Origin of the sequence: Planococcus antarcticus DSM 14505 (assembly GCF_001687565.2) — a bacterium.
In the GTDB taxonomy this organism is placed as follows: Bacteria; Bacillota; Bacilli; order Bacillales_A; family Planococcaceae; genus Planococcus; species Planococcus antarcticus.
The window spans coordinates 3,686,785-3,703,608 of the sequence record NZ_CP016534.2 but is presented as its reverse complement, the minus strand read 5'-3'; the positions used below and the strand labels follow the sequence as shown (position 1 = coordinate 3,703,608).

The 16,824-nt window shown below is 38.0% G+C and carries 14 protein-coding genes; 11 read left to right on the top strand and 3 right to left on the bottom strand.

Annotation, left to right across the window (positions count from 1 at the left end; genetic code table 11):
- The first annotated feature begins 6 nt into the window (after positions 1-6).
- Positions 7-4,395 (top strand): hypothetical protein, encoded by a 4,389-nt coding sequence (locus BBH88_RS18130; protein WP_065536358.1) that lies wholly within the window; start codon positions 7-9, stop codon positions 4,393-4,395.
- A gap of 143 nt (positions 4,396-4,538) precedes the next feature.
- On the opposite strand, the gene istB is transcribed toward BBH88_RS18130, so the two are convergent.
- The 3 genes from istB to BBH88_RS19860 all read right to left on the bottom strand — a co-directional run bounded on the left by istB (position 4,539) and on the right by BBH88_RS19860 (position 7,372).
- Positions 4,539-5,291, bottom strand: a complete 753-nt coding sequence (gene istB, locus BBH88_RS18125) for an IS21-like element ISSau9 family helper ATPase IstB (protein ID WP_083387728.1) — start codon at positions 5,289-5,291, stop codon at positions 4,539-4,541.
- Positions 5,284-6,831 (bottom strand): IS21 family transposase, encoded by a 1,548-nt coding sequence (istA, locus tag BBH88_RS18120; RefSeq protein ID WP_456291191.1) that lies wholly within the window; start codon positions 6,829-6,831, stop codon positions 5,284-5,286. The genes istB and istA overlap by 8 nt, the downstream gene beginning before the upstream one ends.
- 412 nt (positions 6,832-7,243) lie before the next feature.
- Positions 7,244-7,372, bottom strand: a complete 129-nt coding sequence (locus BBH88_RS19860) for a hypothetical protein (protein WP_269147316.1) — start codon at positions 7,370-7,372, stop codon at positions 7,244-7,246.
- 277 nt (positions 7,373-7,649) lie between these two features.
- Between BBH88_RS19860 and BBH88_RS18115 the strand changes: the two genes are divergently transcribed.
- The 10 genes from BBH88_RS18115 to BBH88_RS18075 all read left to right on the top strand — a co-directional run bounded on the left by BBH88_RS18115 (position 7,650) and on the right by BBH88_RS18075 (position 16,770).
- Entirely contained in the window at positions 7,650-8,321 is a 672-nt protein-coding gene (locus tag BBH88_RS18115; RefSeq protein WP_065536359.1) for an ankyrin repeat domain-containing protein, read from the top strand.
- Between the two features lie 215 nt (positions 8,322-8,536).
- Positions 8,537-9,496 (top strand): nucleoside hydrolase, encoded by a 960-nt coding sequence (locus tag BBH88_RS18110; protein ID WP_065536360.1) that lies wholly within the window; start codon positions 8,537-8,539, stop codon positions 9,494-9,496.
- 79 nt (positions 9,497-9,575) lie between these two features.
- Positions 9,576-10,193, top strand: a complete 618-nt coding sequence (locus tag BBH88_RS18105) for an NAD(P)-dependent oxidoreductase (protein ID WP_006830582.1) — start codon at positions 9,576-9,578, stop codon at positions 10,191-10,193.
- Positions 10,194-10,311: 118 nt separating this feature from the next.
- Positions 10,312-10,794 carry a nucleoside deaminase gene (locus BBH88_RS18100; RefSeq protein ID WP_065536361.1) on the top strand — a complete coding sequence of 161 codons (483 nt, stop codon included), beginning with the start codon at positions 10,312-10,314 and terminating at the stop codon, positions 10,792-10,794.
- Positions 10,795-10,971: 177 nt separating this feature from the next.
- Positions 10,972-11,478 (top strand): GNAT family N-acetyltransferase, encoded by a 507-nt coding sequence (locus BBH88_RS18095; protein ID WP_083387814.1) that lies wholly within the window; start codon positions 10,972-10,974, stop codon positions 11,476-11,478.
- A 214-nt stretch (positions 11,479-11,692) separates the two neighbouring features.
- The gene (locus tag BBH88_RS18090) at positions 11,693-12,889 is read left to right on the top strand and encodes a DUF4317 domain-containing protein (RefSeq protein WP_065536362.1); all 1,197 of its coding nucleotides are present in this window, start codon (positions 11,693-11,695) and stop codon (positions 12,887-12,889) included.
- An 11-nt stretch (positions 12,890-12,900) separates the two neighbouring features.
- Positions 12,901-13,959, top strand: coding sequence for a Gfo/Idh/MocA family protein (locus tag BBH88_RS18085; protein ID WP_065536363.1), 1,059 nt, complete (start codon positions 12,901-12,903; stop codon positions 13,957-13,959).
- A gap of 168 nt (positions 13,960-14,127) precedes the next feature.
- On the top strand, positions 14,128-14,289 hold the full coding sequence (locus tag BBH88_RS19055; RefSeq protein WP_006830587.1) for an NAD(P)H-binding protein: 162 nt from the start codon (positions 14,128-14,130) through the stop codon (positions 14,287-14,289).
- Positions 14,290-14,312: 23 nt separating this feature from the next.
- Positions 14,313-15,560: a TerD family protein gene (locus tag BBH88_RS18080; RefSeq protein WP_006830588.1), complete on the top strand. Its 1,248-nt coding sequence runs from the start codon at positions 14,313-14,315 to the stop codon at positions 15,558-15,560.
- A 106-nt stretch (positions 15,561-15,666) separates the two neighbouring features.
- On the top strand, positions 15,667-16,770 hold the full coding sequence (locus tag BBH88_RS18075) for a GGDEF domain-containing protein (RefSeq protein WP_006830589.1): 1,104 nt from the start codon (positions 15,667-15,669) through the stop codon (positions 16,768-16,770).
- Positions 16,771-16,824 lie beyond the last annotated feature (54 nt).

Sequence of the window (16,824 nt, the reverse complement as noted above, 5' to 3'; positions counted from 1 at the left end):
TAGAAAATGAGCTCTTTAACATACATAGCAGGAACTTTAATAGCACCAAATATTGCAGGTTATATTTTATCAAGTGGGTTAACAAATAGGGAGGAAAAAAAATTAATTAAAGAAATTGAGGATAAAATTAATGACTTCAATCAGAAATTTAATGACACTGAGGTTGATAGCAATCATTTTGTGCATTTTTTAGAACAGGATCATATTAGTATCAAGATAATACAAAGGATATTTAATGCTTACAATGTCTCAAGAGAAGATCTTAAAGTTATAACCAAGGAATTGGGAAAAGAAGCTGTGGAATTTGTCAATTATAAGAAAGCTGAATACAAGCATATACCCATTAAACAACCAGATGATTTTGAAGAGTACTTTTCTAAGCTATTCGATACACTAATTGATTTTCGTGAATCATTATTAAGCATTAAAGATAAGGCATTTCTTTCAATGGTCGATGAGTCAATTAGTAAATCAGAAGGCAACATTACTAAAACTATTGAAGAAAAATTTGGTGAAGAATCATTGCTAGGAAATTTTCAAAACCTTGATGTCGATGAACGAATAAAGCTCAGACTTATGGAATTAAATCAAGAATATAAAGCAGCGTTTATTCCATTAGAAAGTGGGTTAATCAATCGAAAAGAATTTTCCATGTGCAGAGAAACAATAGATTCAGGCAACTCTTTGATAATACATGGAAAGGCTGGTAGAGGAAAAAGTGGATGCACGTTAGATATTATTAACTTTTGCGAAGAAAAAGCGCTACCATATTTGGCAATTAAATTAGATAAACGGATTCCTAGCAAGACTGCAGAAAAGTGGGGGGGAGATTTAGGATTACCTGCATCGGTTACATATTCTATTCACAGTGTTTCTAAAAATGAGAGAGCAGTAATTATTTTAGATCAATTGGATGTACTACGTTGGACTATGGCACATTCTAGAGATGCATTATTGGTATGCGCCGAGATTATAAATCAGGTTAAGAGATTGAATATTGAGAGGGAAAATAAAATATCCATCGTTTTCGTATGTCGAACACATGACTTGGAAAATGATAATAATATAAAATCATTATTTAAAAAAGGTGATTTGGATGAGGAAGTCATTCAATGGTCTAGGGTTCAAGTTAATGAGTTAGATGAGGATTTAGTAAAAAGTACTGTTGGGAAGCGTTATGAGCAACTAACTTCTAAACTAAAAGACATGCTAAAAATTCCAAGTAATTTGTTTATATGGCAACAGCTAGATCCAACTAAAATATATGAGGAATGTGCTACCGCAAGCCATTTGGTGTCCGAATGGTGGAAGCAGTTATCATACAAATGTTTTGAATATGGATTGGAAGAAACCAATCTAATTCAGATTAAAGATAAAATGGTAACTTTTTTAGAAAGAACTAGTAGAATATTTATTCCTTTAACTATTTTAAATGAAAACAAATCATCTTTAGAATTTCTATCTTCAAATGCCTTCTTAATAATTCACGATAATAAAGTTTCGTTTGCTCACCAATCTATATTAGACTGTTTTTTAGCTGAAAAAATGTTGAAGAGATATTATGAAGGTGAAGATGTTATAGATATTATTGGAAGTAAAGAAAAACAAACTCCCGGAAGAAGATATCAAGTGCAAATGTTCATGCAAAATTTATATGAGTTCGATAGCCAGGATTTTATTAATGCAGGACAAAGAATATTTGAAGCGAAGCAAATTCGGCATTTTGTTAAATTCGTATTCTTGGAAGTATTAAATCAGATAGAAAACCCAGATGAAAATATAAAATATTTTATCGTGAATAACTGTGAAAATGAAATTTACAATAATCCCCTTATTAACAACGTAATATATTCAAGACCAAAATATATTAGGTTGCTTAGGGAATATGGGATTTTAGACAAATGGCTTAACGATCCGTCGAAAAAGGAACTTGTTATAAAATTACTTGTCAGTATGAGTCCCAATTTTGAAACTGATGATATTGATTTCATTAAAAAATATTTATTTAATTCACAGGAAGATGATAATAAACTTTCAAAATTTTTTATGTATGACATAAATCAAGATACAGACGAATTATTTGAATTACGAATGAAGTTTTATAACCGATCTCCTCAAATGGCTGATATGTACCTTGATTTAAAGTCGATGCTTAAGAAATGTGAAATAAGATCAATACGACTATTGGCATTCTTATTGGAAAATAAAATTAAGAGTAAGGGGAGAATAATTTATAAATATGAAGAGGAGTTTCTATATGAAGACTCTGAAATTTTCATAAACAATGGAGAAGAAGTTCTAAATTTATTAATGCCATACATTCCTACTGAGAATGAGGGGAATTTACTTTATAGTGATTGGTCAGAGAAAACTTATCACAAAGGAAGCCTTGAAAGAGCTTGTATTCAAATTATAAAAAAAGCAAATGCAGCAATTATAGGTCAAGAACCGGAAAAATTCCTTGAAAGCTATAAAGAATTCCTGGGGAAAGGTTATTATTTATTTAATGAAATCATATTAGATGGATTATATAGATTGCCTGAGAGGTACAGTGACTTTGTAATCACTTATTTATATGGTGATCTCAATAGCAATATTTTCGATAAGACAAGTGGCAATGGTGATGAGCTATTTATTGCCAAACAAATATTGAAAAAACATTCGAAATACTGTAGTGAGAATAATTTCACTGAATTAGAAGAAAAAATTGTTCGTTATGTATCACCAAAAGCTAAAGATAGTTATATGCGTAGAATTAATTACAATAGAGAAAGAAACGGTAACACGGTTTATTGGAGTTTTTGGGGTGATTTTCAAAAAGAGATATTGGAAGTTCTTCCCGACGAGCGAATAAGTAATCAAAGGAAAGACCTGATACGTACTTTAAGTCGTAAATTCTCTAACGGAACAACCTTATATAAATATTTTGGTGTATCTAGCGGGTCGGTAAGTTCACCAGTTGCAAGGAAGAAATTAAGTAATAAAAACTGGATTGAAATTGTTACTAACTCAAAAATTAATCATAAAAGTCCTTCCCGTTGGAAAGAGGGTTCAGGTGGAATTATTGATAATTCTATTGAAGAGTTTGCAAGGAGTTTCGGTGATGCCGCTTCAGAAGAACCTGAAAGAATGATTAATATAGCTCTTTTAAATAAAGATAAGATTATGGATGTATATATAGATTTCTTATTTAGTGGGGTAGCGTATAGTAAGTATTTGGATAATGTACCGGAAAAGTTGTTAGAAAAAATGATGATGACCTTTTCATATGATTATATGTCACATCGGGCGAACTACATTTGCTCTATAATACGAAACAAAAAAAACGTGAAATGGTCTCAAGCGATATTGGGCATTCTAAAGGATATTGCAGTAAACCATGAAAACCCGGAGATTGGTAAACCAAATATAACTAGTCGCGATGATAAAGAAATGTGCAGCTTTGATATGCTACAAAGTAATGCGATAAATTGTGTAAGGGGTAACGCGGCTCAAGCAATAGAACAGCTATTATGGAACGAAAGTATGTTATTTAAACAATTTAAAGAAACAATTGAACAGTTAACGGTTGATGAAAATCCAACGGTAAAGCTAGCAAGTATATTCGCATTATGGCCTTCTTATAATATTGAAAAAGATTGGGCATCAGAAAAAATCCTAAATCTATATGAGCAAGATCATAGATTAGCAGGCTTTTATGATACAAAAAATATGCTCTTCTTGCTATATCCGAAATATCGCGAAAGAGTATTAAAAGTGATTGAAGCATGCTATGAATCTGAAGATGAAAAAATAATAGAAATGGGAGCATTTTGCCTGTCTGAGATGTTTATTCTTAAAAATGAATTTGTGGAAGTAATAAATAATGTGGATAGAATGAGTGAAGCCCAGGCACGTGGGATTCTCCAAATGACTATTAATTATTTTAATGAAAATAAATTTAATCCATTAGCAAAAGAAATAATATGCGAATTTAAGTTAAGCACATTAGATTTGGAAGTGCCGATTTCAAGGTTATTTTATGACAACCGTATTGATTTAAAGAGAGATAAAGATTTTATAATCGAAATAATGAATTCTCGCTTAAGTGGAAGAACAGTATATGCTTTTGTTCACTATCTTGAAGAAAACTCAAAATCACTAGTTGATTACAAAGATATTATAATATCGATGAGTTATCATCTAATAAAAAATAGCGATAGTATAGTTGAGGATATGTATGGAATAGAAGATGAGATTTCTAAGTTAATAATTGGATTATATGATGAAACTTCTGGTTCACCAATACCTGATATAAAAGATATTGCAAAAGAATGTCTTGATATATGGGATTTGATGTTTGAAAAACAAATTGGACCAATAAGATCTTTAAGTCAACAACTTATGGATAGATAAATAGTTGTTACATCAGTTCTGTGTACAATAGTATGCCAGCTTACCCCTTTTACATGCTTTTATAAATGTAAATAAACAAATTTCAGAAATAGTGTATTTCGCAAATGAAAATTGAGCCACAACGCAATTTAATTTTGAGCCACTTATGAATGGTTGTTTTCGAGCCATTTTTTCGTTTCTCTCATTCGATAAGAAGGACCTACCATATTCACCACATGTGATTTGTGCGTCAGCCGATCCGTCAATGCTGCAGTCAAAATGGGGTCATGAAACACTTCCTCCCATTTCGCAAACGATAGATTACTTGTGATAATGGTCGAGGATCGCCCTGCACGCAAAGATAAATGCGTAAAGAGTAATTCAGCGCCTTCTTTATCGAAGGAAATGTAGCCCAATTCGTCAATGATGACAAGGTCGTACTTCTCAAAGCGCAATTCGAAAGAGCGCAAGGTCCGTTCGGACCTACTTTCTTTCAATTGATTGATCAAGGAAGAGACACTCGCAAAATATACCTTGTAACCAGCCAAACAGGCTTCTACTCCTAAGCCGATAGCCAAGTGGCTCTTGCCGGTGCCAGGGGAACCGGTCAGAATCACATTCTGCCCAGCTTTAATGAAATCAAGCGTCTGTAAGTTGGGCAGTTTTTGTTGCGCATCTGTGGGCAGCGCTTGGATCTCAATCTCCTCAAGCAGTTTCTTCTCCGGAAAGTTGGCACGGCGGATCCGTGTTGATTTCGATCGGATCCAACGGTCTTTCTTTTCTTTTGTTAATACTGTATATAACAGCTCGATTGCAGCTGTCGTTTCTTCAAATCCTTCATCTTCTTCAACCAACTCACGGATCCCCGGGAGTCGTAATTCTTTGCACATATCAATGACTTGTTGCTTTTTATCCATGTTCAAGCACTCCTTCATCGACTTGTTTGAACATCGCTGAAAAGGCTTGGATGTTTTGAAGCGCCTGTTCGACTGTCTCATCTTTTTGTAGAGGTACCGTAGGTACTAAATCTGTTTGTTCGCTCAGAAAAATTAGCTTTTCGGTCGTAATTTCACCGAGACCTTTTATCTCAATCTGTCGTGCAGCGGTCATCACGTTATCCAACTGATTTTTCTCTCGTACATAGAGGAGTAGCTCTAGAAAATCTCTCTCTTTTCCGATATAATGGTTTTCGAAGAGTTTTTTAATTTGATTTGGTGCTTGGCTCAAACATTCACTTTGAGCTAAAGCGCCTTTTTTCTTTGTGAAGGTTTTTATGTAGTGATAGAGATTCATTTCCCATTGATGGACACCCCAATTTCTCCGATGTTCTGCAACGAGTTCGCCTTTAATAAAGAGCCGGACTGCATCTGCGCTGACCTTGGCACGGATCCATGCGCCTACATTGCCCTCGGGTACGGAGTACCGATTTTGTTTAATCATGACGGTGCTGTATTTATCTACCCGACATTCCAAGACTTCCGAAACATCGAATGGCAGAGGGAGCGACTCTTGAGTAGCTGTTGCTTTTTCTTGCTCTTTCAATTCCACATGAGCGATCTTCTTTTCGTGGTGGATTCGTTTATTGAGCGATTGAATCGTTTGGCTTAGACGTTTCCGGGCGTCTTCCAGGGAAGCGAACGCAATATCATATGAAAATGCTTTTCTGCGGACAACCTCGACACTCCGTTCTACGTGTCCTTTCTGGTTTCCTTTTCTTGGCTCGCAGAGCCGTATCCGGAATCCGTAATAATTGGAGAGGTTGATCATTCCATCCGTGATCTTCCGGTCTGTTCCGACAAACGATTTCACCACGGTTCGCATATTGTCGTAAGTGAAAACAGATGGGACGAAACCTAAGTGGTCAATCAGCTTGGTATGGGCATCCTGCACACAGATCATCGTCTCGGATTCATAAAGCAGCGCAAATCGGTAATTGCTGTAAGCCAAGGTGAAAACCGCTAAGGAATAGGATTTCTGTTTCCCATCAATTACTAGTTTTACTTCTCCCCAATCAAATTCTACTTCCCAAGCTGCTGAATAGCGTTGCCGAATAAAAACCTCTTTCGCTCGCATCTCCTCGATATTGACGAAATTCCGAACCGTCGTATAGCCGATGTCATATCCTTCTTCTTGCAGTTTTTCATACATATCAATCTTTTTCATTTGTTGCTTGCTCATGTTGTTTTTGCGTTTCCATTCATTGTCTTGAATGAATCCTCTGAGCCTGTCTATAATCTCCTCTGTCATTTTGCGTTTTACCCCATCCCTTTTCTTGTAGGAGGGAGCCGATAAGATATCCTCTGTAACCGGCAGGTTACGGACATCGGTTGCCTTGCTCTTCTCAAAAGCTTCGATGTATTTTGAAACGGTGTTTCTGGAGACCTTCACTTCAGTGGATATTTGTCTTTGGCTGACATCTTGAAGATGCAGCTGAATCACCTGTTGCTTCTTGTTCAATGTAATCACTCCTGTTTCCCCCTAACAATCATGCTAGGGTTTATTTTCCTACAGAAGTGGCTCAGTTTTCAATTGCTTTGGTGGCTCAGTTTTAAGTTACCATATACAAATAGGATAGATTATGTATTTTTTTCAAAACCTCACTTAGGTGCAATACGGTGAACCGTACCATAAGTAAGTGAGGTTTTTAGTTAACTTACGATGTATAGTAAATATTCTTAAAGGTAGTTTTTCTACAAGTTAGAGACTTAACATTGGCAGCCTATCCTGCGACTTGTCAGAAGGCGTTTCGCTAACCACAATACGAAGAAGACTTTAACGTTCTGATTACAAAGTCGATGCAACAAATTATCTGATTGATGCTCAAAAAAGGCGATTCCGCTCAAAACGGAATCGCCTTTCTTACTTTTCATTAATCTAGAACTAAATAATTGATGTATAGTGGCACCAGAACAATCGCCATGTATTTCAGCAAGTACAGCGAACTGGTAGATAAGCATTTGGCTTTCGCGATCAACGCCTCTTTAAAATCTCTTGCCATTTGGGACATCCTGTCTGCCTCTAGTAAGTAAGATTAGTATAAAGCAGGAACTGCTTGAATGGTAATTTGCAGTTTCATAATTTTTTTATAAATACTATAGTTGATAAAGTTGCACGCAAAGTATTGCATTAGGCTCGTAAGTTATTGTCACGATGAAGCAATTTGATATTCTTTATGGAACATCCCAATCGCGTCTGGACAAAGTAGCAGCTTTTCCGTTCAGGGCAGCAGCTAGCTCTTTAACAGCTGGAAATCTCACAGCTAAAGGAGGTTTTACATGAACCGTTGTATCGTCATCGTCATAAGCATATTATTACTAGTAACGGGATGTAGTCAGGAAGGGGAAAAGCATATGAAGCAATACTCAGGCGAACTTATTCAAGCAGTCGAAAACAACGAGTTAGAAAAGGTCCAAGGAATTTTACAGGATCCGTCCTATCCAATAAATGAAACGAATACTAAAATGGAGACACCGCTATTAATTGCGACTCATGACAATAATATCGAGGTAGCGAAACTTTTAATTAGAGCGGGAGCAGATATCAATCAACAAGATGGTATTCAGGATAGTGCCTATCTATATGCAGGCGCACAAGGAAAAACAGAGATTTTAACGTATATGATCGAGCATGCGGAACCCAATCAAAATATTGTGAATCGCTATGGGGGCAATACGTTAATACCCGCTGCTGAAAAAGGACATTTAAACAATGTGAAGCTACTTTTAGAAGATGGTAAAGTAAATATTGATCATCAAAATAATTTTGGTTATACGGCATTGATTGAAGCAGTCGCATTAACGGATGGTTCAGATATGTATCAGCAAATTGTACAGGAATTAGTAACATTTAATGCAAATAAAGAACTTCGTGACAATTCAGGTAAGACAGCACTCGATTATGCGAAGGAGAAAGGCTATACGGCAATGATTAAAATATTAGAAGAATAAGAGAGAAACGGATATAGCGATTACGTATATCCGTTTTTTCATTTATAAGATGATCAAGGTTGTGAAAAGATGGATGTAAATGAAGCTCGTCATTATGAAGGTATACTCACTTCGATGCATTTCGGTGAACTTTATTAAAAGTCATATTTGGGTTAATGTTGATTATACTAAGACATAAGAACGCAATCAGAAATCTTAAAAAGGTGGTCTATTTAATGACTAAATTGCCAATTATTATCGATACAGACCCAGGGATCGATGACGCAATGATGCTAACCTTAGCATTTGCTAATCATGAAGTATTGGATGTGCGGTTAGTCACTACTTGTTCGGGTAATATTTCGCAAGATAAAACAAACTATAACGCACGTGCATTGTTAAGTTACATAGGAGCGGATGTCGAGATTTCACGTGGATTAGAACAGCCGATTTTTCGTGAATTAGAAGTGGCGGAAGATATCCACGGGGAAAGTGGGTTTGGAAATGTACAGTTTCCAGCACCAATCTTGCCTGTAAGTAAACGTCCGGCCATTACAGCCATGTTGGAAACGATTATGGCAAGCGATGAAAAAATCACAATTGTCGCGACAGGACCGTTAACCAATGTGGCTGCGCTATTGCTGGCACATCCTGAAGTAAAGCCGAAAATCGAGCGGATCTCATGGATGGGCGGAGCAGCAGTAGGGGGCAATATGTCACCGACGGCAGAATTCAATGCCTACGTGGATCCACACGCAGTAGAGATTGTATTTCGTTCGGGTGTTCCCATTGTGATGAGTGGTTTAGATGTCACACATAAAGCATTTGTAACAATTGATGAAGCGAAAAGCATTTTGAACATTGGTACGGAGTTTGCGGAGAAAGCCTATCATCTCGTGACGTATTATTTGGACGTCATTAAAAGAACAGCTTTCCATGAAGAAAATTATGATCAAGTGCTACACTTCCATGATGTCTGCGCGGTCATGTATTTATTGAAACCAGAGTTTTTCAAAGGTCAAGACTGCTATGTCGAAGTAGCGCTAGAAGGTATAACAGCTGGTGCAACAGTTGTTGACTATACGAAGCGTTCAGGTAAAGTACCGAACGTGCATGTTCTTCACACCGTTAATCGCCAAGAATTCGTTGCAGAATTTGTGAAGGCAGTGGAAGTTATTTCGGACAGGCTTAAGTAAGTGCGATTTCTTGATTTTAAAAATAAATAGGCTATTTTTAAGAAGATAAACCAATCATAGGAAAGCAAGGTGGAGTACGATGAAAATCATTGTGTTTGGTGCAACGGGCGGTGTGGGTCAATTCGTCGTAAAGCAGGCAATAGAAAGCGGGTTTGAGGTTACGGCGTTTGTCCGGACACCGACGAAGCTAGAAGTTACACACGAGAATTTAACGGTTATAAAAGGAAATGCCTTCCATCCAGCGGAAGTTTCAGCAGCCATTGCGGGTCATGACGCGGTTGTGTCATGCTTAGGTTCTAGTCAAGGAATGAAACAATCAACAGAACTCCAAGAGATGACAAAAAATATTGTGACGGGCATGGAGCAGCATGGTGTGAAACGAATCGTCTACACAGCATCTGCAGGTGTTCACAATGAATTAACAGGCGTCAGCGGAAAATTGATCATGAAGATGCTTAAAAATGCGCTAACCGATCATCGGGCCGCTACGGACTACATTAAAGCACATGGACTGACCTATACCATTGTTCGACCGATGGGGTTGACCAATGATCCTTTTACAGGACAGTACAAAGAAGCTACGACGGGCGTACCCGAAAAATCAAAGTCCATCCCGCGTGCGGATGTGGCACATTTTATTGTAAAAGTATTAACGGCTGCGCAATATGAAAACGCATCGATCGGAATTTCTACTTAACTCGTTCTCAAATCTACTAACTACAAGGCTGCCCCAATACTCAAGAGCACTAATTCTTCATTTCATCTTCGGTAAGCAGCAGGGTAGCTCGAGTTGAAAACACTATGGGGGAGTAAAAATGATTAGCGAGACGGATTTAACGTATTTGCGACATTGTGTGGAATTAGCAGAAACGGCATTGGAAAAAGGTGATGAGCCGTTCGGATCGATTCTTGTTTCAGCTGCTGGAGACGTTCTTTTTGAAGATCATAACCATGTAGCAGGAGGCGACCATACACAGCATCCTGAGTTTGCGATTGCACGGTGGGCAGCGAATAATCTGTCACTTGAAGAAAGAAGCAAAGCGACAGTTTATACTTCAGGCGAACATTGTCCGATGTGTTCAGCGGCTCATGGCTGGGCAGGTTTGGGAAGAATCGTTTACGCAAGTTCGTCTAAGCAATTGTCCGAGTGGTTAAGTGAGATGGGCGCGGCACCGTCGCGTGTTCGAAATTTGGCTATTGAAGAGGTTATTAAGGATACGGTAGTCGATGGTCCTGTCGCTGAACTAGCAGAGTTGATGCGTCAACTTCATCAGCGCTCATTTGAAACGAGACGGTAAAAGTTGATTTTTTTGGATAGTGTATTAATTCTTTCTTGTCGTTTTGTTTTCCGTAAGGATTAATTATGTCCCATTACTCATCTTGATCATTGTTCTAATCCGAGAGTTTCAAAAGCTAAACTATCGCTTTGATACTCTTTTTTTGCATCATTCGAAATTTGAAGGGAAAGATTAAGAATGGATAAAGAGTCAATATTAAATGGTGACATGAATTTGCTGTTTGAGTCTGAAAGGTGTTGTGTACGGCACTTTATTAATGCAGATATTGATGACTTTTTGTTGTATCGGAATAATCCGAAATGGATGAAATTTCAAGGATTCAAAGGATTATTGAGAGAAGAATATGAAGAAATCTTATTGAAGGAACCTTTAGTAGAGAGTGGAGCGCAGTTTGCGGTAATAAGTAAAGCTGATCACTCTCTGGTTGGTGATATTTTTATTAAAAAGGTAACGGACACTTTTTGGATTGGATATACAGTAAGTCCTTTAGTTAAAAGACAAGGTTATGCATACGAAATAGCCAATTCAATGATTTTGTGGATAAAACAACAAGGCGAATATAAGATAAAGGCTGGCGTTGCACTCGAAAATAAATCTTCTATAAGGTTGTTGGAAAAATTAGGTTTTTTACAGCTTGCCGAGGAGAATGGGGAATTAATTTATTTATTGCCTCAAGATAAATAGTGTTCTAAATAGAACACATAATTAGCATGTGTTAAAAAATCGTACTTTAATGCTTCATAGTCAGCATCAATAGTTTTTCATGTCTGAAGTACTGGGTTTTCATCAGCTCATCTTAACTATTGTTATAATAAAAGAGGATCAAAAGCGAACCTACAGCTTCGATGCTTTTTTTTGCATCATATGGATTTTATTAGTTAGGGAGTTGGAAGTAGAAATGAATAAAAAAGAAATAGCCGATATTCGTAAACGATTTAAACTGGATACCGATTTATTGAAAATTGCTGAAATTTATAACGTCTACATTCAGCAGGAAAGCAGTGAGATCTTTCACGAGGAGAGCCGCTCGTTTTCTTTGTTAGACCGGGAGCAACAAGAGCTGTTTCTTGATAATTTTAAAAAAGTATTAGGCGGAAAATTGGATGCCAAGATGTTTGAAGTGAAGTTCCAGCCGCAAGAAGAAGGGCAAGCCGACCATACGCAGCGGCTCCTGTATGAAGGGCTTGAGGCAGATGAAGTCGCTGAATGGAAAGCCAATATGCAGCGCATCGCCTTGAAGATGGTGGAAGACCGTCCCTATGAAAAAGACATGGTCGTCACGTTCATTCGCGGAAATTATTTTAAAACAACGAGACGCCAGCCCGATGAAACGGAAATCGATATGCGGGATGAAGTGTATAAGACGTCGTTTATCCTTTGCAGCATGAACCAGACCGAACTGCCGAAAAGCTCGCTGGTATTTGATTTTGTGGAGAAAGAGTATAAGGCGAATGTGCTGGTCGATCCCGTCATTAAACTTTCTTCGCCAATCGGTGGATTCCTGTTCCCGAGCTTCACGGACAATTCCGCAGACATTCACCACATTTTGTATGCAGCAGGCAAAGCGAATAAACCGGATTTTCAGTTTATCGAGAATGTCTTGAACGGTGATGAAATCATTACAGCCGAGGAAGAGAAAGCAGTATTTGAAGAAATTGTCAAAGCCGTAATTGGCGGAGATGAAGTGAATTCGAGAACTCTCGCCGGTGTATATGATGAAATCAATCAAATGCTGGTCGTGGCAGAAGAAAGTGATGATGGCGAAGAAAGTGCGCCGATTTTGGATACGACCGAGATTACACGTGTATTGAAGGCAAGTGGTGTAAAAGATGTCAGTCCGGAAAAAGTGGAAAGGGCTTTTCAGCAAGTAGTTGAAGACAAAACCTACGAAATGAAAGCCAGCCATATCGTTCCAAGCTATTCGTCAAAATCCATCAAAATCAGCACAAAAGTAGCGAATATTGCGATCAGTCCCCAAGACTTACGTTACGTCAAACAAGTCAATTACAACGGCAAACGCTGCATTTTGATCGAAGTGGAAGAAGACACCATGATTGAAGGGTTTAAGCTGTTGGCGGAGGAAGAGTTGGAGTAGGAGGAGATGGGATGGGCTTCAAGGTAGGCATAATCGGATGCGGATCCATTACAAAAATGCGCCATGCACCGGAATATACGGCAAATCCATATGTCGATGAAATCGTTTTTTACGACCGCAATCTCGACCGTTCCCAAGCGATGGCGGAACTGTTTGGCGGTAGCGTCGCACAGAGCGTCGATGAATTGTTTGACGATCCCAGCATCGTTGCAATCAGCGATTGTTCGTCGAATGAGCATCACCACTTATTCTCTACCCAAGCGCTGTTGAGCGGAAAGCATGTGCTATGCGAAAAACCGATTTCATTGACGGTAGAAAATGGGAGAGAAATTCTGGCGGCACAGAAAAAATCCGGAAAAAAACTGATGGTGGACCATAACCAGCGTTTTACACGCGCACATCAGAAAGCAAGAGAAATTATTGCCAGCGGGGAATTGGGTAAGGTGCTGACGTTCCGTACGGCATTCGGACACTCAGGTCCTGAAGCCTGGGGCATCAATAAAACCAAGTCCACATGGTTTTTCAAAAAAGAGCGGTCGGGGTTTGGCGTTGGCGGGGATCTCGGCATCCACAAAATCGATTTGCTGCATTATTTGCTTGACGACGAAATTGTCCAAGTAAGCGCGTTTCAAGGAGCTTTGCATAAAGTGGATGAGAATGGTCAACCGATTGAAGTTTGCGACAATTTGGTATGCAGCTTGGCAACCCGAAAAGGGCGTATCGGGAATGCTGCGTTCTCCTGGACGTATTACGGAGAAGAAGACAACAGCACCATCGTCTATTGCGAGAAAGGCATTATGAAAATTTATCATAACGAACAGTACCAGCTTGAAATCATTATGCAATCGGGCGAAAAGATAAATTATGAGCTGGAAGCGATTCAAACGAACGATAACCAGACAAAAAGCGGCGTTATTGATGCTTTTATCGATTCTATTCGTTTGGATCAGGAGCCGATTGTTACTGGAGAGGATGCACTAAAGTCGCTGAAAGTCATATTGGGCATCATGGAAGCTGCGGAAACAAAACAGGTCATCACTATCGAAAAAGAGTCCTTTTTTTATAAATGAGCTGAATCCTAAATGGCATACACTTTAAGAAGTGATCCTGTTGGGGCTCTAGTTCATTTCATGCTTACGGGGAGCATTATCACAAGTAAGGGTGATTCCTTGATTTTAAAAATAAATAAGCTATTTTTAAGAAGATAAACCAATCATAGGAAAGCAAGGTAGAGTACGATGAAAATCATCGTATTTGGTGCAACGGGCGGTGTGGGTCAGTTCGTCGTAAAGCAGGCAGTAGAAAGTGGGTTTGAGGTTACAACGTTTGTCCGGACACCAACGAAGTTAGAAGGTACACACGAGAATTTGACGGTTATTAAAAGAGATGCCTTCCATTAAAATTGAAATCGAGAGTGATTTAAATGAATCAAATGTTACAAATCGGAGCAAATACAGTTTTAAGTTCCTCTGACGGAAGTGTGGTTATTAGCTATGAAATTTCTAATTCGATAGATATCTCCTTGACGGCTTTTCTTTTAACTGATTCGGACAAGGTACAAGGAGATAGTGGGATTATATTTTATAACCAACCAGAGAGTTCTTCTGGCGTAGCTAGCCTTATACCATCTGAGAAAGTTGGTAATACAAAAGTACATAAAATTAATTTTGATATGAGTAAAGTTCCTGAAGGTATTTCTAAAATAGCCATAACTCTTACAGAAGACAACGGTACCGGATTTTCAAACGTAAAGAATTTGAAGGCTGAAATAGGTGTTGAGAATTCTAGTATTCGATTAACCCGGTCTAGCTTCACAAATGAAAATGGAATTGTAGTAGTAGAATTGTATTTAAGGAACGGTCAAACAAAAGCAAAGTCCATTTGGCGTGGATTTGATTCTGGACTTGAAGGGTTATGCAAAAATTATGGTGTCGAGGTTGAACCTGAAGAGCAAAAAAGGCCTTCTGAACCTGAAATTATTGAACAACAAACGCTAAAAGAAACTGATAAGACGCTAGCTAATCCTGAAAATACAAATATACAAAACACATCATCATCAATAAACTTTGAAAAGGTAAAAGGCAAAATAAGCTTAGAAAAAGGGCAAAAGCCAGTTATTATTGAAAAAACATCAGAAATTACTGCTACAGTATCTTGGAAGACTGGAACAGATTACGATATATATGCATTAGTCTATACACAAAAAGGCAAGCAGATAGATGTGGCTATGTTTGGAGCACAAGGAACGCCTCCTTTAAGGATTTTTGGCAATGGAGCAGTGGAGCATATGGGGGATGTTACAAGAAATAACCGATCAACTAAGACAGAAGTAATCAAGTTAAGATTAACTGATGAGATTCTGGCAGTAGTTCCTGTGGTGTATTCTGCCCAGTCGAATGGTACGGGTTCATTCTATAGATACAAAGTGTCTATGAGTATAGACAATCATAACGGAACCTCGGTTACCGTATTCGCCAAGAATGCAAATAATAATGATAGGGTGTATTCCTGTGTTCCAGGAATACTTCATAACACGCAAGATGGAGTTATTATAAGTCCATTGGAAATTTACAGCGCAACGAACTCAGAAAATAGACCTGTACTTAAGATGGGGTCTTCAAATATGGTAGAAGTTATAATGGATAAAGGTCCAAAAAACAACTACAAGTAGATTAGAATTGTATGCGTTGAAATAAAGAAATCGCTTTCCAACTTCACAAGAGCAAAGAAACGAAAAAGTGGCTCTAGGTCGGATGAAGCTACGGAGGGACTCAATATTGTTAGCATTATTTGGTGATCTATTTGTAAATTTATGTGTGTTAATTTCGCTGATTTTTATTTATTTGCAATTGCGGCGAAAACTTAATTCAGATGGGAAATCCTACAAAAAGTCTGTGATAGTTGACGGATTATCAGGAGGACTTTTAGGTGTTTTGTTAATGTATTTCTCCATACAAGTTAGTACGGAAACACTTGTCGATTTGCGTTTTATTCCGGTTATGTTGCTGGTGATTTTTCTTGGAGTTCCCCATGCCATTGTTGGTGCACTGGTTATTATAGTCGGAAGGTTTATCTTTGGCATAACGGTATCTGCTGCAGCTGCTGCGATTTTCATGATTATTTTAATCGTTGGCTTTATGGTGATTGATAGATTTTTTAAAAAGGTTGATGTCGATTTAAACTCATACAAAAAAGGCTTTGTAATGATCCTGTTCTCAAACATTGTATTTAGCATCATCATCAGTGTGATTATTGAAGATACAGATATATTGAAAATTTTAATACCTTGTTATTGGATCATTTCCATAGTCGGCGGTCTCATTGCTATTTTCTTTGTTGACTACATACTTAAAACTCAATATCTTCTAATGAGATATGAGCAGGAATCCACTACAGACTTTCTTACCGGTTTGAATAACGTTCGACAGTTTGACACGATTTGGAATACGCTGATCAGTGAGGCTACTGCCAAAAATGAAAGACTGTCATTACTGATTATTGACATCGATCATTTTAAAAATGTCAATGATACGTATGGTCACCCCGCTGGTGATAGGATTTTAATCGAGCTCGGCAAAGTATTAAAAAGTTCGAGCCGTTCTTTTGATATCATTTCAAGAAATGGTGGAGAAGAATTTTCTGTAATTTTGCCGGATTGTCAACAGGAACAAGCCGTGGTAATCGCAGAGCGAATCAGAAAATCCGTAGAGGTCCATCGATTTAAGATTTCCTCTACAGATTCAATTCACATTACCGTCTCCATTGGATCAGCAACTTATCCTGAAACAGTAGCAGATACCGCTCAAATCGTTGGCATCGCTGACGAGTGTCTGTATAAAGCGAAGCGGACAGGTAGAAACAGAGTTTGTACCAGTTATTGAGAAATTAGTCGAAAGAAAAGATTTACGGTCCTATTTGCGTGCGTATTCCTTTTC